18 protein-coding genes are annotated in these 20,100 nt (G+C 44.4%); 11 read left to right on the top strand and 7 right to left on the bottom strand.

What is annotated here, in order from left to right; all coding sequences use genetic code 11:
• The first annotated feature begins 743 nt into the window (after window positions 1-743).
• The 8 genes from miaB to HMPREF3034_RS04175 all read left to right on the top strand — a co-directional run bounded on the left by miaB (window position 744) and on the right by HMPREF3034_RS04175 (window position 8,559).
• The gene (gene miaB, locus HMPREF3034_RS04205) at window positions 744-2,072 is read left to right on the top strand and encodes a tRNA (N6-isopentenyl adenosine(37)-C2)-methylthiotransferase MiaB (RefSeq protein ID WP_062433482.1); all 1,329 of its coding nucleotides are present in this window, start codon (window positions 744-746) and stop codon (window positions 2,070-2,072) included.
• 383 nt (window positions 2,073-2,455) lie between these two features.
• Window positions 2,456-2,602: a hypothetical protein gene (locus HMPREF3034_RS12520; RefSeq protein WP_156431034.1), complete on the top strand. Its 147-nt coding sequence runs from the start codon at window positions 2,456-2,458 to the stop codon at window positions 2,600-2,602.
• The gene (locus HMPREF3034_RS04200; protein WP_062433479.1) at window positions 2,595-3,002 is read left to right on the top strand and encodes a type II toxin-antitoxin system VapC family toxin; all 408 of its coding nucleotides are present in this window, start codon (window positions 2,595-2,597) and stop codon (window positions 3,000-3,002) included. Before HMPREF3034_RS12520 ends, HMPREF3034_RS04200 begins: the two co-directional genes overlap by 8 nt.
• Window positions 3,003-4,829 (top strand): ABC transporter ATP-binding protein, encoded by a 1,827-nt coding sequence (locus tag HMPREF3034_RS04195; RefSeq protein WP_062433476.1) that lies wholly within the window; start codon window positions 3,003-3,005, stop codon window positions 4,827-4,829.
• Window positions 4,830-4,894: 65 nt separating this feature from the next.
• Window positions 4,895-5,866: a lysophospholipid acyltransferase family protein gene (locus HMPREF3034_RS04190; RefSeq protein ID WP_082721687.1), complete on the top strand. Its 972-nt coding sequence runs from the start codon at window positions 4,895-4,897 to the stop codon at window positions 5,864-5,866.
• Window positions 5,863-6,609 (top strand): lipopolysaccharide kinase InaA family protein, encoded by a 747-nt coding sequence (locus tag HMPREF3034_RS04185; RefSeq protein WP_062433469.1) that lies wholly within the window; start codon window positions 5,863-5,865, stop codon window positions 6,607-6,609. The genes HMPREF3034_RS04190 and HMPREF3034_RS04185 overlap by 4 nt, the downstream gene beginning before the upstream one ends.
• Window positions 6,606-7,646 (top strand): glycosyltransferase, encoded by a 1,041-nt coding sequence (locus HMPREF3034_RS04180; protein ID WP_062433468.1) that lies wholly within the window; start codon window positions 6,606-6,608, stop codon window positions 7,644-7,646. The genes HMPREF3034_RS04185 and HMPREF3034_RS04180 overlap by 4 nt, the downstream gene beginning before the upstream one ends.
• A 4-nt stretch (window positions 7,647-7,650) precedes the next feature.
• Entirely contained in the window at window positions 7,651-8,559 is a 909-nt protein-coding gene (locus HMPREF3034_RS04175) for a glycosyltransferase family 2 protein (protein WP_062433465.1), read from the top strand.
• Window positions 8,560-8,562: 3 nt separating this feature from the next.
• Here HMPREF3034_RS04175 and HMPREF3034_RS04170 read toward each other — a convergent pair whose 3' ends face one another.
• The 4 genes from HMPREF3034_RS04170 to HMPREF3034_RS04155 form a co-directional block, all read right to left on the bottom strand.
• On the bottom strand, window positions 8,563-9,906 hold the full coding sequence (locus tag HMPREF3034_RS04170) for a Gfo/Idh/MocA family oxidoreductase (protein ID WP_062433462.1): 1,344 nt from the start codon (window positions 9,904-9,906) through the stop codon (window positions 8,563-8,565).
• Window positions 9,903-11,000: a pyridoxal-phosphate-dependent aminotransferase family protein gene (locus HMPREF3034_RS04165; protein ID WP_082721686.1), complete on the bottom strand. Its 1,098-nt coding sequence runs from the start codon at window positions 10,998-11,000 to the stop codon at window positions 9,903-9,905. Before HMPREF3034_RS04165 ends, HMPREF3034_RS04170 begins: the two co-directional genes overlap by 4 nt.
• Window positions 10,997-11,911 carry a LicD family protein gene (locus HMPREF3034_RS04160; protein ID WP_062433459.1) on the bottom strand — a complete coding sequence of 305 codons (915 nt, stop codon included), beginning with the start codon at window positions 11,909-11,911 and terminating at the stop codon, window positions 10,997-10,999. The genes HMPREF3034_RS04165 and HMPREF3034_RS04160 overlap by 4 nt, the downstream gene beginning before the upstream one ends.
• Before the next feature lie 551 nt (window positions 11,912-12,462).
• Entirely contained in the window at window positions 12,463-13,155 is a 693-nt protein-coding gene (locus tag HMPREF3034_RS04155) for an SIR2 family NAD-dependent protein deacylase (RefSeq protein WP_036896824.1), read from the bottom strand.
• A gap of 256 nt (window positions 13,156-13,411) precedes the next feature.
• On the opposite strand from HMPREF3034_RS04155, the gene HMPREF3034_RS04150 reads away from it, so the two are divergent.
• The 3 genes from HMPREF3034_RS04150 (at window position 13,412) to HMPREF3034_RS04140 (ending at window position 15,897) form a co-directional block, all read left to right on the top strand.
• Window positions 13,412-14,017 (top strand): FKBP-type peptidyl-prolyl cis-trans isomerase, encoded by a 606-nt coding sequence (locus tag HMPREF3034_RS04150; protein WP_036896879.1) that lies wholly within the window; start codon window positions 13,412-13,414, stop codon window positions 14,015-14,017.
• Between the two features lie 29 nt (window positions 14,018-14,046).
• Complete coding sequence (locus HMPREF3034_RS04145; protein ID WP_036896822.1) at window positions 14,047-14,922, top strand: FKBP-type peptidyl-prolyl cis-trans isomerase; 876 nt, start codon at window positions 14,047-14,049, stop codon at window positions 14,920-14,922.
• 84 nt (window positions 14,923-15,006) lie between these two features.
• A complete protein-coding gene (locus tag HMPREF3034_RS04140) occupies window positions 15,007-15,897 on the top strand; it encodes an FKBP-type peptidyl-prolyl cis-trans isomerase (RefSeq protein ID WP_062433456.1) in 891 nt (296 codons plus the stop codon).
• Between the two features lie 92 nt (window positions 15,898-15,989).
• Here the strand turns inward: HMPREF3034_RS04140 and HMPREF3034_RS04135 are convergent, their stop codons facing one another.
• From HMPREF3034_RS04135 to HMPREF3034_RS04125, 3 genes are all read right to left on the bottom strand, one after another.
• Window positions 15,990-17,225: an OmpA family protein gene (locus HMPREF3034_RS04135; RefSeq protein ID WP_062433453.1), complete on the bottom strand. Its 1,236-nt coding sequence runs from the start codon at window positions 17,223-17,225 to the stop codon at window positions 15,990-15,992.
• Between the two features lie 291 nt (window positions 17,226-17,516).
• The gene (gene rseP, locus HMPREF3034_RS04130) at window positions 17,517-18,893 is read right to left on the bottom strand and encodes an RIP metalloprotease RseP (protein ID WP_062433449.1); all 1,377 of its coding nucleotides are present in this window, start codon (window positions 18,891-18,893) and stop codon (window positions 17,517-17,519) included.
• A 42-nt stretch (window positions 18,894-18,935) separates the two neighbouring features.
• Window positions 18,936-20,096, bottom strand: a complete 1,161-nt coding sequence (locus tag HMPREF3034_RS04125) for a 1-deoxy-D-xylulose-5-phosphate reductoisomerase (RefSeq protein WP_036896873.1) — start codon at window positions 20,094-20,096, stop codon at window positions 18,936-18,938.
• Between the last annotated feature and the right edge of the window lie 4 nt (window positions 20,097-20,100).

The raw sequence follows: 20,100 nt of genomic DNA, 5'->3' as shown, positions 1-20,100 counted from the left end.
CCCATGAACTCAAAAATTCATGAACTTAATTCCCAACCCATAACTTATCAACTCAATACAACATTCTTCCCCTTGAGAAAGAGCTAAGATGGGACTTGTTTTTTGCACCCTTTTGCTTGTGAGACGGAAAACTTTCCGTCTCTACAGGAGTCTCTCCCCCGCCATTATCTCCCTCGTTTTCTATCGCACCGGTTGAGTCGACTGCGACTACTCGGTCGATGACCGATGGTTCTCCAAAAGAAGAGGGAGAAAGAGATGAGCCTTTTCGATTCCACAACTTAAAACTTATAAACTCAAAAACTTAAATACTAAAACCTAAACTCGTCTACTTGTCAACTTAAAACCATCTCCCTCCCCTTTTGGGGAGGGTTGGGGTGGGGCTGTAGATGGTTGGAGAGGGGCTTTTGCAGTGCCTCCCCAGTCTTTCTGCCTCGGTTCTTCAGCAACGCTGTCCGGGCTTTGCAGCAATATTGCCTCGCCTTTGCAGCAAATTGAGTTCATAAGTTTTTGAGTTTATTAGTTATTCATTCCACAAGAGAATAAGACTAAATGTGTATCAACAAGTAGCTTGGTCATCATCACAAAAGAAGTCGTTTACTTGCTTATCTTATTGATTTACACTACCTTTGCATAAGCTAAACTGCACTCGGCAATTTGAAAATAAATTTTCATTGCGCTCGTTTGTGCTATCTTTGCATCGGATAACTCACATCCCAGATGATCCATATAACCAATTAAAACGGATGAAGAAATTATATATAGAAACCTACGGCTGTCAGATGAACGTTGCTGATAGCGAGGTAGTAGCCTCTGTAATGCAGATGGCAGGATACGAAATCTGCGAGAAAGAAGACGAAGCAGACGCTGTATTCATGAACACTTGCAGCATCAGAGAGAATGCGGAGAACAAGATTTACAACCGATTAGAAACATTACATGCCGAACAAAAGAAAGGCAGACAACTGATTTTGGGCGTATTGGGCTGTATGGCTGAACGCGTGAGAGACAACTTAATCAACAATCACCATGCCGATTTGGTATGCGGCCCCGACAGTTATCTGAACCTGCCCGATATGATTGCGCAAGTAGAGACAGGTCATAAGGCCATGAACATCGAGCTTTCAAAGACCGAGACCTATCGCGATGTGGTGCCACAACGTATCGGTGGAAACCATGTGAGTGGCTTTGTGAGCATCATGCGTGGCTGCAATAACTTCTGCCACTACTGTATTGTGCCCTTCACCCGTGGCCGTGAACGCTCGCGAGATGTAGAAAGCATCTTGAAAGAAGTGCGCGACCTACACGACAAGGGATTCAAAGAAGTAACACTACTCGGACAGAATGTGAACAGCTACGGACTGTCGCCATCGGGCAAACGCGAAGAAGGCAGCACCTCATTCGCCCAACTATTGAGGACAGTAGCGCAATCGGTACCCGACATGCGCGTACGTTTCACCACCTCAAATCCCGAAGACATGAGCGAAGACATCCTGTATGCCATCGCCGAAGAGCCCAACCTATGCCGGCATATCCACTTCCCGGCACAGAGTGGAAGCAACAGTCAGCTCAAACTGATGAACCGCAAATACACCCGCGAAGAGTATCTGAAGATGATAGACAATATCCGTCGCATCATCCCCAGATGCGGTATCACCACCGATATATTCATCGGCTACCACAACGAGAGCCGTGCCGACTTTGAAGAGACGTTATCGTTGGTACGCGAGGTAGGCTTCGACTCGGCCTTCATGTTCAAATACAGCGAGCGTCCGGGTACTTATGCGTCCAAACATTTACCCGACAACGTGCCGGAAGAAGAAAAGATTGCCCGCTTGAACGAGTTGATACAATTGCAAACAGAGGTCAGTGCCGAGCAGAATAAAAAGGATGAAGGCAAGGAATTTACAGTACTTGTAGAGGGATTCAGCAAACGCAGTCGCCAGCAATTGATGGGTAGAACCGAACAAAACAAGGCTGTCATCTTCGATAAAGGCAACCATCATATCGGTGAATTCGTGAAAGTGAGAATCACCGGAAGCACGAGTGCCACACTGTTTGGAGAAGAAGTGTAAGTTCAACGCCAACAAAAACACCTATAAAAAGCAGTGTCGAACAGTAGAGACGGAGTGTACTCCGTCTCCCTATAGCCAGTCTACCAATCATCGGTATGAGACCTTGCGAGACAGACTACATGCCATCTCTAGTGCTAGCATTTATCATTCTTGCTACATCCCTATTGTGCATTGCCTCACAATGATAAATCCCTCGCATTGTATGGAATATCAAAACTTTTGTGTAAGTTTGCAAGGAAGACGAATAAAAAGGAGATTTTATGCAGGCACAAGTTCCACTCAACAATCTATTAGATTATATCAATTCATTTTCACTAAGCTATTGTAATAAGCAGTGACTTGGAGAAAGGCTCATCGAAGAAGCTAGAAAAGAAAGGAATAATATGGCAAAGCAGACTGAAAGATATAAACTTTTCAAACAGTTGGCAGGTGTTTGGGAGAATGATCCGAGTATGGATACTATCGAAGAAACCATTGCCGAAGGTAGAAAAGCCGATTACGAACGCGAAATACTTCCTTTAAATGACTAGACGGAAATATTTGCTTGATACAAATATCTGCATTTCTTATTTCAAGAATAAATATCATATTCCTGAAAAGATAGAAAGTGTGGGTATTGAGAATTGCTATATCTCAGAAATAACAGTGGCCGAGTTGCTATATGGTGCTGCCGTTGGTAAGAATCCACGCAATAGAGATGAGATTTCATCGCTTATTAAAGTCTTCGACGTCTTACCTATCTATGACTGCTTGGAGGTCTTTGCTGAAACAAAAGCTTTACTAAGGGAGCAAGGGAATCTGATAGACAATTTTGATTTATTGATAGGTTCTACGGCCATCATCAATCAATGTGTGATGGTAACAGAGAATACTAAACATTTGGAAAGAATCCCAAATCTCCAAATAGAGAATTGGATTGACCGAGAATAAATGAAAGAATTCTTCAAGATATTACAACGATTTGTGCCGCCATACAAGCGGTATTTGATACTATCGGTGATGTTTAACATCCTCTCGGCAGTACTAAATATCTTCTCGTTTGCCGCATTAATCCCGATATTACAGATTCTCTTTAATACCGGAGATACCACAAAAGTAACGGCATTGATGGCATGGGACGACGCCTCAGCAAAAGAAGTGCTGAGCAATAATGTCAACTATTACGTGCAATCGATGATAGGCGATATGGGTGCAACGACGACATTGCTCATCATCGGACTGTTTTTGGCACTCATGACATTCCTGAAAACAGGGGCATATTTCCTATCGTCGGCCACCATTATACCCATCAGAACCGGTATAGTACGCGATATACGCAATCAACTTTACCGTAAAATAAATGCCCTTTCACTCTCTTTCTTCTCAGAAGAACGTAAAGGTGACATCATTGCCCGTATGAGTGGAGACGTGCAGGAAATTGAAAGTTCCATCATGTCGAGCCTTGATATGCTCTTCAAAAACCCAATCCTCATCATCGCTTACTTTGCTACGTTGGTTGTTATAAGTTGGCAATTGACCCTGTTTACAGTCATCTTCGTCCCCTTGTTCGGCTGGTTGATGGGCTATGTAGGGCGCAAACTGAAAGCCAAAAGTATCAAAGCACAGGCTTTATGGAGCGATACGATGAGTCAAGTAGAGGAAACTCTCGGCGGATTACGCATCATCAAGGCCTTCTGTGCAGAAGAGAAGATGAACCAACGGTTCGACCGTATCAACTCGGAATACCGCGATAACATCATGAAAGTAAATATCCGACAGCAGATGGCACATCCCATGAGCGAGTTCTTAGGGACGGTTATGATAGTCATTGTGCTTTGGTTTGGCGGTATACTAGTACTAAACAACCAGACTATCAGCGGTCCGACGTTCATCTACTACCTCGTAATACTCTACTCAATCATTAATCCTTTGAAGGAATTTTCAAAGGCCGGATACAACATTCCGAAAGGTTTGGCATCGATGGAGCGCGTAGATAAAATTCTATTAGCAGAGATTTCCATCAAAGAGACAGACCATCCGAAGCATATCAGTAGCTTCAAACATCAGATAGAATTCCGCCATGTATCGTTCAAATATGCCGAGAAATGGGTGCTACGCGACATCAATCTCGTGATAGAGAAGGGTAAAACAGTAGCTTTGGTGGGTCAAAGTGGTAGCGGAAAATCTACCCTTGTCGACCTCATTCCGCGTTACTACGATGTTCAAGAAGGCGAAGTACTCATCGACGGAGTCAATGTTCGCGACCTAGGAATCCACGATTTACGACAATTGATAGGCAATGTGAACCAAGAAGCAATACTCTTCAACGACACGTTCTTCAACAACATATCTTTCGGAACCGACAATGCTACGCCTGAACAAGTAGAACAAGCAGCGCGAATAGCGAATGCCCACGAGTTCATTATACAGTCGGAGAACGGCTATAATACATCCATCGGCGACCGTGGAGGACGACTGTCGGGCGGTCAACGACAGCGTGTAAGCATTGCACGAGCTATCTTAAAGAATCCGCCCATTCTTATTCTGGACGAAGCAACAAGTGCTCTTGATACCGAAAGTGAACGTCTGGTACAAGACGCATTGGAACACTTGATGAGCACACGTACCACGATTGCTGTGGCACACCGCCTCTCTACCATCAAACATGCAGACGAAATATGCGTGTTGCACGACGGAAGTATCGTGGAACGTGGCACGCATGACGAGCTGATAGAGAAAGACGGATACTACAAGAAACTGAACGAAATGCAGAAATAAGGGGACTTCCCCACTCTTATCGCTAAGAAAGAGAGAGTAAATAAGACTATACTGAGAATACAAACATGACGAGACTAAACTGTCAAACGACGAATTCTGCGTCCCAACTCCAACACGAAGAGCAGCTGGGATTTTGGAGGAAATTGGCTTTTGGTGTCTTTTACACCCTCTCGCTCCTACCCTTCCGCGTTCTTTATTGTATCTCCGATATAGCCTATCTACTTGTATACAGACTATTGAGATACCGTCGTGAAATCGTTAGAAAGAATCTGTCGACTGCTTTCCCCGACAAAAATGAGGCAGAGATAGCACACATCGAAAGAAGATTTTACCACTGGTTTTGCGATTATACACTCGAAGCCATCAAGTTGCTAAGCATCAGTGACACGGAATTGAAGCATCGATTCACCATCCAAAACTCCCAAGAAATCATCGAATGTTTCGATAACGGACAATCGGTAGCAGCCATCCTAGGGCATTATTGTAACTGGGAATGGCTCTCATGTGTGGGTATGGAATTACCAAAAGAGAGCCGTTGCGGACTCGTCTACCACCCTCTTAGCAATCATTTTTTTGACGAATTGTTCCGCCGCATACGTTCGTCACAAGCTAATGGAGTTCCCATTCCCAAACAAGATACACTCCGATACCTACTCGCCTACAAGCAACAAGGCATCAACTCGTTCTTCGGTTATATATCAGACCAAACCCCAAAATGGGAGAATATCCACCTTTGGTTGCCTTTTCTCAATCACGATACACCCGTATTTACCGGTAGTGAACGCCTCATGAGGAAGCTAAACAATGCCGTTTATTACGTAGAGATGAGCCGACCACGTCGCGGTTACTACACTTGTACGTATCATCTCATTACCAAAATGCCCAATGAGCTGCCCGAATACGAGATTACCCGCCGTTTCTTCGAGTTGTTAGAACAGACTATTCGACGCAATCCCGAATACTATTTATGGAGCCATAACCGATGGAAACGTACGCACGAAGAATACAATAAAAGAATGGAAGGCAAGCAAGCATGATGTTGTTAAATCCTACATACGAATATCTGAGAAGCTACATTGAGCGTATTCCATCTCGTTTCGAAGCCGAGGGTACTACCATATATCACCTCCGCAATGAGATAAAAGTGATGGAAACACCCGACGGCCAGAAGCTGAATGTGAAACGATACCATGTACCCAATGGACTGAACCGATTGATATATTCATGCGGATTGCGTAAACCCAAGGGACAGAGAGCCTTTGAATACCCTGCCATACTCTTGCGCAACGGTATCAACAGTCCCACACCTATCGCATATATAAAGGAACGACAGGCCGGATTATTGGGATATACGTACTTCATTAGTGAGCAATGCGACTATCCACATACGCTCTATGATATGGGGAATGCTACTCCTGAACTATACGAACCCATGGCTAAAGCACTTGCACATCTAGCTGCCAGCATGCACAACAAGAACATCATGCACCTTGATTTCACTCCCGGCAATATACTGTGGAAGCATGATGAGGATGGATTCAAGTTCTCATTGGTAGACACCAATCGCATGTACTTTGGCCCGGTAAGTATCAATAAGGGTATCAACAACCTTAAACGAATGTGGGGACCCAAAGCTTTTTTCATATTATTGATGCAACATTATGCCGAAGAACGGGGCATCATACCACAAGAAGTCGTTGACAGAGCGTTGAAACTGCGCCGTCGCTTTTGGATAAACTATCAACGTAAACACAACATCCCTTTTAAACTTGAACTATGAAAAAGAAACGATTATGCTACATATCACGCAATTATCGAGGCGTAAATGGCTCTGGTAATAAAGCCAAAACCGATAACGAGGAGACGCTTAGGGGCTTACAGGCACATAATCTAGGCCTGCCAACAACCTATTATAACAGTAAGATACTGACATTTTTTCTCGATTTGGCCGGCATTCTAAAGACGATATGCACGATACGACGTGGAGATTTAATCGTACTTCAATACCCTATCAAGAAATATTTTGCATTTATTTGCCGATTTGCAAAGTTGCGTGGCGCCTCAACCATAGCCTTAATTCATGATCTCGGTTCCATGCGTAGGAAGCGACTTGGCGTAAAACAAGAGATAGATCGACTAATGTGCGCTAACTATGTAATCGCTTCTAACGAGACAATGAAGCAATGGCTCCACACGAAAGGATATAAACACCCATTGGGTTCGCTAAGTCTCTTCGATTATCGAAGTCATACTATCCATCAGAAACAAACAACCTTGACCGATTGTCCACGCGTTATATATGCCGGAGCATTAGCCGAACGGAAGAACAGCTTCCTACGATTAATGTCGAAACAAGCACAAAACTATCAATTGGTAATCTATGGTAACAAGAACGGATTGCCCGGATTAGCAGACAGTAAGCACGTCAAGATAGAGGGATTTATGGCCTCCGAAGACTTCATAGAGCATGTAGACGGACATTTCGGACTCGTTTGGGATGGTGCAGATACTCGTACTTGCAGCGGAGCTTTCGGCGAATACCTCCGTTGGAACAGCCCTCATAAGGTCTCATTTTATCTCCGTGCCGGTCTTCCCATTATCATTTGGCGACAAGCAGCCCTTGCAAACGTCGTCCAAGAGGAAGGTATCGGAATCTGTATAGATTCTCTCGAAGAGCTTAACGACATACTCCCAAGCATTACAGCTGTGCAATACGACGAGATGAAGAAGCAAGTATATCGGGTAAGCGAGCAGCTTCGGAACGGTCATTACTTCACAAAGGCATTGCAAGAAGCCATCAATCAATTGACAAAGTAGGCGTATGACTGAAATAAAAAAGATTATTGCCGTAGTCGTAACATACAATCGTATAGAACTACTCCAGCGCGGTATAGCCTCGCTTCGCCAACAACAAGGCCTTTCAAAAGTCATTGTTGTCGACAATGGGTGTACAGATGGAACCTGCGAATGGCTTGATGAGCAAACCGATTTAACTGTCATACACCAAGAGAATGTGGGCGGAAGTGGCGGATTCTATACCGGTATCCAGCGAGCTTATACCGATGGAGCCGATTGGATATGGTGTATGGACGACGATGTCTTCCCACGCCCCGACTGCTTAATACAATTATTGAAATACATAGAGCAACCCAGTATCGGCATACTCTCGCCCCGACGACTACTCGACGGACAAGTGTTTACACATGAATTTCAAAAATTCGACTTCACCAATCCATTAGCTTCCATGCACGGACGAAAACTAGCCAAACAGCAAATAAGCCAAGCCACAGAGATTGTTGGAGCCGACTTCGAAGGTCCACTCATCAATCGCACGGTCGTAGAGAGAATTGGTTTACCCAACAAAGAGTTGTTTATCTTCTGCGACGACACCGACTATTGCCTACGAGCCCATCTATCCGGCTTCCGTTTACAGTATATTCCGGATGCCTTGATGGACAAACATAAGTTCTTCAATGATGATACATGGGTCACACGCAATCAAAAAAAGAAGTGGAAACGATATTACCAAATACGCAACGAGGCCTATCTGAACCATCATTATGGCCGTAATTGGGGCGTTCGCTACCTACGTAGCTTCATTGGAATGATTGGTTATATCATTCCCGCTCTGTTTACCATGCCCTTCTCAAAGGCGTGGCAATGGAAAGACTTACCCATGTTGTGGCAGGCCTATAGCGATGGTATCCACGAGAGATTAGGTAAAAGATAGGCTCTACATCTTGATAACATCCCGTCCTTCATAGAAGTCTTGAATGACACGGATAATAGCTTCAGATGTGTTCACGTCTATATAAGATCCATTACGCGATGACTTGATGGATTTGATAAACGATAATATCTCGTATCTAATGCCTTCGCCATCCAGTTGATAGAAGTAACGTTTATTCTCAGCAGGGTTCTCATACCTCACTTCAAAGTAATCTGTCTTCCACCATGGAGCCGGAACATAGATGTAACCTTTTGTTCCCGACACGACGAGTTCGCCTTCCGACTTCACTCCCTGTCCTACTTTCAACGAGGCTACAGCATGCGGATAGACAAAAGAAACCTTGGTAAAGGCGTCAAAGAACAACTCTTCATCCAGCAGATGTGTAACGATTTGCTTACTTATATAGTCTGTCCCTAGCAATTGGAAGATGGGTAATAGAGCCGTAGGTCCCCATGCGCAAATGCTATTCCATGGACATGGACCATTCCCTTCGCGCATTCTTTCCATGTCTTGCAGGCTTGTACAAGTGGCATCCACCGAAACTACCTTCCCAATTGCCCCACTCTTAGCCAATAAACAAAGTCGGTCATAGGCCATAGAATAAGCAGTCTTCAATCCATCGGCAAGCACCAATCCCTTGTCCTTTGCCATCTGCTGCAGTTCACACCATTGCTCTACCTTGATAGTTATTGGAGTTTCGCACAACACATGTTTTCCTTTTCCGAGGGCACGGTATATATGTTCATAGTGCATTTCGGGCTTTGAAATCACGTATATGGCATCAGAAACATTCAATAATTCATCTAGCTGGTCTGTCACACAAGGCAGTTGATGAAGTCGTTCAGCCAACAAGCTGCCATTATTCGTACACACACCACTGATAGTAACACCATTCACATAGTGACTTTCGTTCTCAAATTTGTTTAGAATGGCCGAGTCGCCCACCAAACCTATTCTTATATCGCGCTGTTCACAACGCAATTCAGAACTTGAGATACCCTCTGTACGGTCAAGATACACGACCTCACAGAACTCTTTTAAGTAATCAAACTTACCTTTCCAATCCGACCCAACCGTGAATACATCCACATTCAAACGACGAATATCATCGATTTTCTGCCCTATATATTCCTCTACGACAATCTCATCGGCCAATCCTGTATCACGCACATTATTAATACGCTCTATCAAAGATTGCTGTACGTTGATTTTACCACGCGACCTATCGAAAGTGTCAGCAGTCACTCCGACTATCAAATAATCGCCTAATGCCTTGGCACGTTGTAATAGTTTGATGTGCCCATGGTGCAGAAGGTCGTATGTTCCGTAAGTAATTACCTTTTTCATAATATTCCTCTGGTATGCAAGTCGTTCAAAGCATCTATCAGAACCGTATTGTCCTCCACAGTCAAGGCACCAATATGACCTACGCGAAACACTTTATCGCGCAAGTCTCCACCATTCGGACATACCCATAGATGGTACTCATCTTTGAGACAAACAAATATATCATAAGCCGAAGCATGCAATGGATGAAGCGAAGTGACGGCATTCGAAGGAGATTCAGCAAACAATTCAAGCGGCAGATGACGGATACGTTGCCTGAAGTCTTCTGCCAACAAGCGGGTTCGTTCTATCTCTATGGCGTCGCCACCTGCCTCTGCTATTTCATGAAGTCGGGCATTTATCTGCCGTAAGATTCCGACGGCAGGAGTGAAAGGAGTCTGACCTCGCTCTGCATTCTTCAGTGCATCCTTCAGGTCAAAGTACATACTTCTTACCTTATTTCCCTCTACACGTGCCAAAGCCCTTTCGCCTAGAACCACCACAGAGATACCCGGTGCACACGCTAAAGCTTTCTGCGAACCAGTAATCATCACATCTACATGCAGTGACGCCATATCAAACGGGTCGGCCAAGAATGAGCTTATGGCATCAACCACAAGCAAAAGATCTTGCTCTTGACAAAAGCGACTAATCAAATCTATATCATAATGTACACCCGTAGAGGTCTCTCCCACATTGACTAAGAGCGCAGTAAAACCTTGACCGGCAAATGGTTGAAGCATCAATTCGGTCAACTGCTTACCCATAGGTACCTTTATCTCGGTGTAATTCAGGCCATGAATATCGCAAAGTTGTACGAAGCGATGGCCGAAGCTACCACCATTGACAACCAAAACACGATCAGTCGGAGTCAGCACATTCATCACTGTAGCTTCCATTGCAGCCGTTCCAGAACCGGTCAAGAACAATACTCTTGCAGAATCTTCGGCATGCGCAAACTGCTTGATAAGCCTCTCACTATCAAATGTCAGCTCCGAGAACTCGGGGGTACGAAAATATGGCACCTGCTCTCCGCCTATTTGTCGAACCGCCTCTGACGACATGACCGGTCCAACTGTAAAATTCAGCAAATTCTTTAGCTCTTTCATATTCATAGTTTTGCTAGTAATCGTTTAACTGCCGAGCGTCTATACGCCCGACGTATATCCGGCATCCGTTCCTTATAGCTATGGTCTGTATCAAACACTACGGCGCCATGCATATTCGGACATTTGACAGGAGTCATATAATCGGGACCGAACACCACTTTCAAATATGCATCATAATCGCCCGGAGCAGGCACTTGTAACCCCTCAAAAGATAGCATCGTCGTATGGTCAAAGATGTGTTTATCCCATATAAACCTATCTCCTGCAAAGGCCACATGTCCCAATTGCCGACTATCATCCCAAGAATGTTGCAACAACAAATCGTCTACATACTGATATAGTTGGGCAAATCCATACTTCATCACCTTGCGACGCCACCAGTATTTGCGAAACAACAGCCCTAAACGTCCTGAGAGCAAGATGGGATAATCTATCGACTTGAGACATCTCAAACGTCTGCGGACATTCTTAACCAGCTGCTTTCGTTCTACCATATCATCGGGCATGCCATCAAGGATGAATATATCTATAAATATTCCTTGGTTATAAGGACGGTAACAATCGCTCGGACGCACAGCCGTGGTATTACTATTACGCAACTGAGCGTGCCCACAACAATAATGTTCATCATTATAAGGAGTCTGCAAAAAGTAAGGCGCCTCCAATTCCTTAGCACAGATAAGCCGCAACTTTTCATAATCCGGACGAGGCATCGTGACGTCTATATCATCATCCCAAGGGATAAATCCTTGATGACGCACCGCTCCTAGCAACGTACCTCCTTCTATCCATACACGCAAATCGTGCTTCCGGCAAATATCAACGAGTTTTTTAAGCAAATCTAGTTCTATTGCCCAGATTTTTTTCATCTCTACAGAGACGAGGTATCCATCACGATATTCACTATCTAAGTTCATCTTTTAAGTAATTACTTCAGCTGTTCTATTTAGCAACAAAGGTAAACATAAAAAGTGAAAATAAATAGACTATTTGAAACTCTATTATCATTTTGATAATAAAAGCCCCCACTTCTCACTTCAAGCTCGTCTACTTATCCACTCGTTAACTTGTCTACTACTTTGCTGCAAAGCCGAGGCAGCGATGCTGTCTCGGCTTTGCAAGAATGCTGAAGAGGCCATGCAGCAATACTGAGGAACCGCTGCAGCAGCCCCACCCCAGCCCTCCCCAAAAGGGGAGGGAGAAGGTTTTAAGTGGACAAGTAGACGAGTTTAGGCTTTAGTTTGTAAGTTTTTGAGTTGATAAGTTATTTAGTTGTGGGACGGGGAAGCTTTATTTCTGTCGCCCTCCCCTCTATGGGAAGGGATGGGGTGGGGCTTCTGTAGGGACGCGACATGTCTCGTCCGTGGGGGAAATTTGCAATCTCTTTACTCCATGATTGTAGTACATATACGCATACCGGAGACTATCTCCGCTTACGTTCGACACCCTCCGACTATGAATAACATGTTTATTCCAATACTTTAGCGAGCTGCCTCATACCTTCGGACGCTCCTTTGGCTATCTGAACGATTCGACCACCAGCTGCATTCACCGGATTTGGGTCGATGAGATAAACCGGAACTTCGGGACGAACATATTGTACCAGTCCGGCAGCCGGATAGACATTGAGCGATGTACCAATAATAACAAAGATATCAGCTTGGTGTGCTGCCACTGCAGCGGGTTCCATCATGGGTACCGATTCACCAAAGAACACGATGAAAGGACGCAACAACGAACCATCTTCGGCCTTGGTTCCGGGTTTTATTTGACAATCATCTTCGGGCAGTTCGCGTATATATCGGTTGTCGTAAGGGGCACGACTAGAGCATACTTTAGACAGTTCTCCATGCAGATGAATGACTCGCGACGACCCCGCTTTCTCGTGTAGATTATCTACATTCTGTGTAACGACAGTTACCTCGAACCGTTTTTCCAACTCGTGGATGAGTAGATGCCCTTCATTGGGTGCCGCCTGATAGAGCTTCTTGCGCAACATATTGTAGAAATTAGTCACCAATGTAGGGTCAGCTTCCCATCCCTCATGGGTAGCAATCTGCTCTACCGGATAGTTCTCCCACAATCCATCATTGCCGCGAAAAGTCTTAAATCCACTCTCCACCGACATCCCTGCTCCAGTTAGAAATACAATATGTTTCATATTTTACAGTTTACGAGTTCTTCAAAGTTAACAAGTGGACGAGCTAACAAGTAGACAAGATACAGCCAAATAGATATACACTTACACATTCTCTAGGCAAATCTACACGCTTACTTGTTAACTTGTCTACTTCTTTACTCCCCCCTTGTTCCCACAAAATTAAGGATTTTTTGGCTATTGTACGAAAGGAAGTAAGATAAAAATGCTAACTTTGCAGGAATATAAGCACATTATTATAATAACAGAAAATAGATTTATGGATAAAGTTAGTTACGCTTTAGGATTGGGCATCGGCCGACAACTGTCTGGAATGGGTGCCGAGGGCTTGAATATCGACGATTTTGCACAGGCTATCAAAGATGTGATTGCCGGCGCAAAGTTACAGCTCGACGATCAAGAAGCGCAAACCATCGTACAGAATTTCTTTGCCGAGAAAGAAGCTCAACAACAAGCGGCTGCCGCAGAAAAGGGTAAAGTGGCTAAAGAAGAGGGCGAAGCTTTCTTGCAAGAGAATGCTGCAAAAGAAGGCGTAAAGACCACAGCTAGCGGTCTGCAATATATGGTATTGCTAGAAGGAAACGGTAAAAGCCCCAAGGCTACCGACCAAGTGGAATGCCACTATCGCGGTACATTGATTGATGGGACACAATTTGACAGCAGCTACGACCGCGGACAGACAGCTACATTCGGCTTGAACCAAGTTATCGCAGGCTGGACTGAAGGTCTCCAATTGATGCAGGAAGGCGCTAAGTATCGCTTCTTCATTCCTTATCAGTTAGGCTATGGCGAACGCGGTGCAGGTGCATCAATTCCTCCATTCGCAGCTTTGATCTTCGACGTAGAACTGATTGCAGTGAAATAAGAAAACTCTAAAAATTCAATTATAAACCAATGAAAAGACTTTCTATCGTAGCCGCATTGGCTATCAGCGTAGCCGCTCTGACATCATGCGGCAACTCAACCCCTAAGGCTGATCTTAAAAATGATGTCGACACCATGAGTTATGCTATGGGTTTGGCACAGACTCAGGGCTTGAAAGAGTATCTAGTAGGTCGTATGCAGATTGATACTACCTATATGGAAGACTTCATCAAGGGTTTGAACGAAGGTGCTAACGCCGGTGATAACAAGAAGAAAGCTGCTTACTATGCAGGTATTCAGATTGGCCAGCAGATTAGTCAGCAGATGTTCAAGGGTATCAATCACGAAGTTTTCGGCGATGATTCTACCAAGACTATCTCTATGAAGAACTTCATGGCAGGCTTTATCGCTGGTACAACCGGCAAAACCGGCAAGGTGAAAATGACCATTGAGCAGGCTCAAATGACCGCCCAGACATTGATGACACGCATCAAGGGCAAAAACATGGAGAAACAATATGGTCCAAACAAAGAAGCCGGTGAGAAGTTCCTCGCAGCCAACAAGACCAAGGCCGGTGTGAAAACATTACCTAGCGGTGTACAGTATAAGGTCATCAAAGAGGGTAAGGGCGCTATGCCTAAAGACACTTCTATGGTAGAAGTACAGTACGAAGGCAAGACCATCGACGGTAAGGTATTCGACAGTTCTTATCAACGTGGCAACCCTGTTAGCCTCCGTGCCAACCAGGTAATCAAAGGATGGACAGACGCTTTGGTTCACATGCCGGTGGGTTCTGTATGGGAAGTGTACATTCCTCAGAACTTAGCATACGGTGAGCGTGAGCAAGGTACTATCAAACCTTTCTCTGCTTTGATCTTCAAGATTGAATTGCTAAGCGTTAAATAAGTCGCTTACTCACAATATGAGAAACTAACAAACCCTCTTTCCCACTGTGGAGAGGGGGTTTGTTGCATATAAATAAGCATGAAAATGAAAAAGACTATTTTACTATCTATCGCCCTCTTGATGGGCGCACAAGCCTTGACTCTTCAAGCTAAAGACAAAAAGAAGAAGAAAACAACAGCACAACCGGTAGCTACTATCAAACTAGCGACCCCAAGTGACTCAGTGAGTTATGCAGCCGGAATGGCGGCTACGCAAGGCCTCCTCTCTTTTATCAAGCAACAGTATGAAGTAGATACTACTTATATGGCCGACTTCGTACAAGGATTTCGCGATGCATTAAGCCATTCCAACGATCCGAAGTTCAAAGCTTACAATGCTGGTGGACAGATTGCCAACATGGTAAACGAACGCATCATCACCCATGCGCGTACTAGTTTTGAGGGTACTCGCGACTCCATAAGCCAAGATATGTTCCACGCAGGATTCATTGCTGCACTAACCAACGACACCACTTATTACACAGTAGCGGCTGCCGATAAGATGTACCGTGAACGTATGGCAGCCGACCAAGAGCTAAAGAACGCAGCTTACAAGAAAGAGAATGCTGATTGGTTAGCACGTAATGCTACGAAGGAGGGAGTCATCAAACTACCTAGCGGACTACAATACAAAGTATTAAAAGCCGGTACCGGAGCTAAACCTACAGAGAAACAAGAGGTAACGGTGAAGTATGTGGGCAAGTTGATTGACGGTACCGAATTCGACAACAGTTACAATCGTAATCCACAAACAACATCTTTCCGTTGCAATCAAGTAATCAAAGGTTGGACAGAGGCATTAACCATGATGCCTGTAGGTAGCAAATGGGAGTTGTTTATTCCCCAAGAGTTGGGCTATGGCGAACGTCAAGCCGGAAAGATAAAACCTTATTCTACACTTGTATTCACCGTAGAATTGGTTGGAATTAAGGACTAAGCAAGAAAGAAAAGAATCGTATTATAAGCCTACAACAAAAAAAGAGCGAACCCAAATGGATTCGCTCTTTTTATATGAATGATAATTCTAGATTACTCTGTAACCTGAACTGTAGCACGACGGTTGAATGAGATAGGTGACAAATCGTTCACACCACCCTTTGCAGCTGTCTTAATCTTGCTACGTTCGATACCCATATTGTTGACAAGTTCATCAGCAACAACTTTAGCACGCTGCTCTGACAACCACTGGTTGTGTTTAACTGAACCGGTAGCACTGTCTGCATAACCTGTAACAAGAAGGTTAGAATTGTTCTCTCTAGCATACTTAGCCAACGCACGAACGTTTACTAAATCTTTCTTAGAAGCAATATTTGTCTTGTCAATATTAAAGAATACCGAAATAGGAGTTGCAATGAATTCTTTCACAGAAGTATTCTCTGCAGGCTTATTCAACATCTCTTTCAGACGAGCATTCTCATCATTGAGGTTGTTAATTTGTGCATCCTTGTCATTAAGTTGATTACGCAAGTCGTTGATTTGAGAAGTTAAGCCGTCAATTACGTTAGGATCACAAGGCTCAACAAGCGTAAAATGATGTTCACCGTTAGAACTCTTGAAGTGGTAAGTAAGACCTGCCATCAATTCAATATTGCTATGGTTTATATCGAAACGAGCACCGTTGTTGTGCTGAACGGCAAAGCCATCCATATCCCAAACGATAGCCGGCTTCACAGAGAGAGTCCAAGCTTTCTTCTCACCCAAGTTGAATAGGAAGTTCAAACCAGCCTTTGTAATCCAAGAATCGCGGCCATCGCTGAAGCTATTGTTCAACACATTGCCCTGAGCATCTTTATAAGCTGTTCCGGGATTACCATTATTGATATACTCAATATGGTCTGAATTGAAGTAATAACGCCAACCCACACCCAATACACCTTCTAACTCAAATGTACGAGGAGTATCCTTGTAGCCTCCAAAGAAGTTCATCAAGTTTAACTTTGCCAAGAAAACGAGGTCGTTGTAATCTACAACTGTCTTGCTATCCGTCCAGTTAACTGCCGCATGATCTTGAATAGCGAGTCCAAAAGCAGGGGAAATCATCTTAGTTAATTCCGCACCAAAGATAGGACGCATGCCTCCCCAAAAAGCTCCTTGTTTGAAAGCTTTATTAGAACCGGGAACTTGATCCAAATGGCTAGTAGCTGTTGTACCACCAACTTCAATTCCAAGAGACCAGTTATCAAAGAACTTGTTACCCACAAATCCTTGTGCGCTTGCGCTCAGTGTTATAACACTGGCTGCAATAATAGAAAGTATCTTACGCATAATGTAAATAAATAAAATAATAAAAGTACCCCAGACTTAAATCTTGTACTACTTGCTTAATTAAAATTATGGGACAAAATTACAACAATTCTTATAATAGTACAACTTTTTTAACTATAAAGAACGCATTTGATTGAATTATAGAAAGAATCGGACTATTTTGCTCCATAAAAAACTAAATTACTCTTTCAAAAAATTACTAAGCAGAGTTAAGATCAACAAAAAAGCAGGGTACCTATGCAAACTTGGCATAGATACACTGCTCATCTATTAAAAATCACTGACTTTATATTACATATAACCAAGCCAACGCAATATATCGTTGAGATTGGCAAGTACCATCAGCAGCATCAAAATACCAATACCTACGTATTCGGCACGTATCATGAAATTCTCACTTGGTTTGCGTCGCGTTATCATCTCGTAGAGAAGGAACAACACATGTCCGCCATCAAGTGCCGGAATCGGCAGGATATTCATGAAAGCCAAGATGATACTGAGGAAAGCAGTCATCAACCAAAAGACATGCCAATCCCATGTTGGAGGGAACAGACTGCCTATAGCACCGAATCCACCGAGGCTCTTTGCACCGTCGGCAGTGAACACATACTTCATATCGCTGACATATCCCGACAATACATCCCAACCATATCGTACTCCGGCAGGGAAACTCTCGAAGAATCCATAAGCCACATGTGTCTCTTGATAAGTATCGAAGAGATTCTTCACAATGAATCCCAACTTCAAATCGGAAGTCAATATAGTATTGACGGTATCAAGTTTTTCGATGCCGGCTTTCTTGACTACGAAGGATGCCGTGCGTACTTTCAGACTATCCTGAGGAGTCTTTGCATCCATCATCACATCGGACAAGCGCCCCAATTCTCCCATAAATTCATTGTAAGAATCAACAGCCTTGCCATTGACAGCGACCATCACATCGCCCTTAGCAAGCCCTATCTTGGCAGCAGGAGAACCTGCCAACACGCTATCTACTTGTGCCGGGACGAAAGGAGACACGAACCGAGGTTCCGTCTTCAACATACCAAGCAGATTAATCTCGCCCGGAAGAGGCAGCGTCATGGCCTTTCCATCACGAACAATGCGCACGCTTTGCGCCTCAGAAAGATCGCGGAACAAGTCGGCTCCGTAGTCTTTGAAATCACCTTTCTCCGTACCTATTAATATATCATGGTCGTGGAAGCCCAAAACTTTGGCTTCCTTATTGAACTTCATACCCATGGTCATATCCTTGACAGCCACATACGATTCTCCCCAATGGAACAAAACCATCGAATAGATAAACAGAGCCAACAAGAAATTCACCAACACTCCACCTATCATAATAAGGAGTCGTTGCCACGCAGGCTTCGTTCTGAACTCCCAAGGCTCGGCCGGTTTCTTCATTTGTTCGGTGTCGAAGCTCTCGTCTATCATTCCGGAGATTTTGCAATATCCACCAAGTGGAAGCCAACCTATACCGTATGTCGTATCACTCTTGCGCGGTTTAAACTGGAAAAGATGAAACCAAGGGTCGAAAAAGAGGTAGAATTTCTCAACACGAACGCCGAAAAGTTTAGAGAAAAAGAAGTGCCCACCCTCATGGAGCAGCACTAGTAACGAGATTGCCAACATGAATTGTAGCAGTCTTATCAGAAATATTTCCATTGTCTATAGTTGTTTGGACTAAATGAATGATTCTATTTATTATTAAAATTTCGTTGCCATCAACTCGCCGGCAATAGCACGTGCTTGCGCATCCGAAGCTACATAAGTCTCATAGGTAGGCGTAGCATCGAAAGTAGCTTGCTGCATGGTCTGCTCTATAATGTCGGCCATGCCCAAGAATGAGCACTTATCACGACGGAAACCTTCGTTTACTACCTCATTAGCGGCATTCAAGATACACGGCATATTACCACCTTTTTGAATGGCATCATAGGCCAATGCCAAGCATTTAAACTTATTCACATCCGGTTCAAAGAACTCCAACGGCTGCTTGAACAAGTCCAATCGGTCGCCATTCAGAGGCAGACGATCGGGGAAAGAGAATGCATACTGGATGGGAAGTCGCATATCAGGCACACCCAATTGAGCTTTCACGCCACCATCAGCGAACTGTACCGCACTGTGAACGATGCTCTGTGGATGGATAAGCACTTGAATCTTATCGGCCGGAACACCGAACAACCACTTCGCTTCCATCACTTCGAAGCCCTTATTCATCAACGATGCCGAGTCGATAGTTATCTTCGCACCCATCTCCCACGTCGGATGTCGGAGTGCATCTGCGGCTGTCACGCGGGCTATCTGCTCACTCGTGAACTTGCGGAAAGGCCCACCGGAGCAGGTCAGCAGTATCTTCTCGATTTCATTATGGTCTTCGCCGACGAGGCTTTGGAATATGGCACTGTGCTCACTATCGACGGGCAGGATGGGCGCATGGTATTCTTGAGCCAACCGGCAAATCAATTCTCCGGCCACAACCAGCGTCTCCTTATTGGCCAGACAAATCTTCTTACGTGCCTTGATGGCATGAATGGTCGGTGCCAGTCCGGCATATCCCACCATCGCCGTGAGCACCATGTCTATCGGTTCGGCCTCGACGATCTGCTCCAGAGCCTCCCGTCCGGCATAAACTTTGATGTCCGGTTGGTCTGAGAGTAATTCCTTCAGCCTCTCATAATGAGCATCATTGCCGATAACCACTGCTGCCGGACGAAACTTGCGAGCCTGCGCCGCCAGTTCGTCCACGCGGTTATTGGCCGTCAGGCAATACACTTCGTATAGGTCGCTATGCTGTTCGATAACATCGAGTGCCTGTGTTCCGATGCTACCCGTAGAACCGAGGATACATATTTGTTTCTTCATATTG

The sequence above is a fragment of the Prevotella sp. DNF00663 genome, from assembly GCF_001553265.1.
Taxonomy (GTDB): domain Bacteria; phylum Bacteroidota; class Bacteroidia; order Bacteroidales; family Bacteroidaceae; genus Prevotella.
This window is presented reverse-complemented; position numbering and strand designations above follow the sequence as displayed.

Bases quoted from the DNA above. Each gene is read 5' to 3' on its own strand.
- HMPREF3034_RS04135 (WP_062433453.1), bottom strand. From the start codon at position 17,225: ATGCGTAAGATACTTTCTATTATTGCAGCCAGTGTTATAACACTGAGC.
- HMPREF3034_RS04165 (WP_082721686.1), bottom strand. From the start codon at position 11,000: ATGAATATGAAAGAGCTAAAGAATTTGCTGAATTTTACAGTTGGACCG.
- HMPREF3034_RS12520 (WP_156431034.1), top strand. From the start codon at position 2,456: ATGGCAAAGCAGACTGAAAGATATAAACTTTTCAAACAGTTGGCAGGT.
- HMPREF3034_RS04180 (WP_062433468.1), top strand. From the start codon at position 6,606: ATGAAAAAGAAACGATTATGCTACATATCACGCAATTATCGAGGCGTA.
- HMPREF3034_RS04170 (WP_062433462.1), bottom strand. From the start codon at position 9,906: ATGAAAAAGGTAATTACTTACGGAACATACGACCTTCTGCACCATGGG.
- HMPREF3034_RS04140 (WP_062433456.1), top strand. From the start codon at position 15,007: ATGAAAAAGACTATTTTACTATCTATCGCCCTCTTGATGGGCGCACAA.
- HMPREF3034_RS04185 (WP_062433469.1), top strand. From the start codon at position 5,863: ATGATGTTGTTAAATCCTACATACGAATATCTGAGAAGCTACATTGAG.
- HMPREF3034_RS04145 (WP_036896822.1), top strand. From the start codon at position 14,047: ATGAAAAGACTTTCTATCGTAGCCGCATTGGCTATCAGCGTAGCCGCT.
- miaB (WP_062433482.1), top strand. From the start codon at position 744: ATGAAGAAATTATATATAGAAACCTACGGCTGTCAGATGAACGTTGCT.
- HMPREF3034_RS04150 (WP_036896879.1), top strand. From the start codon at position 13,412: ATGGATAAAGTTAGTTACGCTTTAGGATTGGGCATCGGCCGACAACTG.
- HMPREF3034_RS04125 (WP_036896873.1), bottom strand. From the start codon at position 20,096: ATGAAGAAACAAATATGTATCCTCGGTTCTACGGGTAGCATCGGAACA.
- rseP (WP_062433449.1), bottom strand. From the start codon at position 18,893: ATGGAAATATTTCTGATAAGACTGCTACAATTCATGTTGGCAATCTCG.
- HMPREF3034_RS04155 (WP_036896824.1), bottom strand. From the start codon at position 13,155: ATGAAACATATTGTATTTCTAACTGGAGCAGGGATGTCGGTGGAGAGT.
- HMPREF3034_RS04200 (WP_062433479.1), top strand. From the start codon at position 2,595: ATGACTAGACGGAAATATTTGCTTGATACAAATATCTGCATTTCTTAT.
- HMPREF3034_RS04190 (WP_082721687.1), top strand. From the start codon at position 4,895: ATGACGAGACTAAACTGTCAAACGACGAATTCTGCGTCCCAACTCCAA.
- HMPREF3034_RS04160 (WP_062433459.1), bottom strand. From the start codon at position 11,911: ATGAACTTAGATAGTGAATATCGTGATGGATACCTCGTCTCTGTAGAG.
- HMPREF3034_RS04195 (WP_062433476.1), top strand. From the start codon at position 3,003: ATGAAAGAATTCTTCAAGATATTACAACGATTTGTGCCGCCATACAAG.
- HMPREF3034_RS04175 (WP_062433465.1), top strand. From the start codon at position 7,651: ATGACTGAAATAAAAAAGATTATTGCCGTAGTCGTAACATACAATCGT.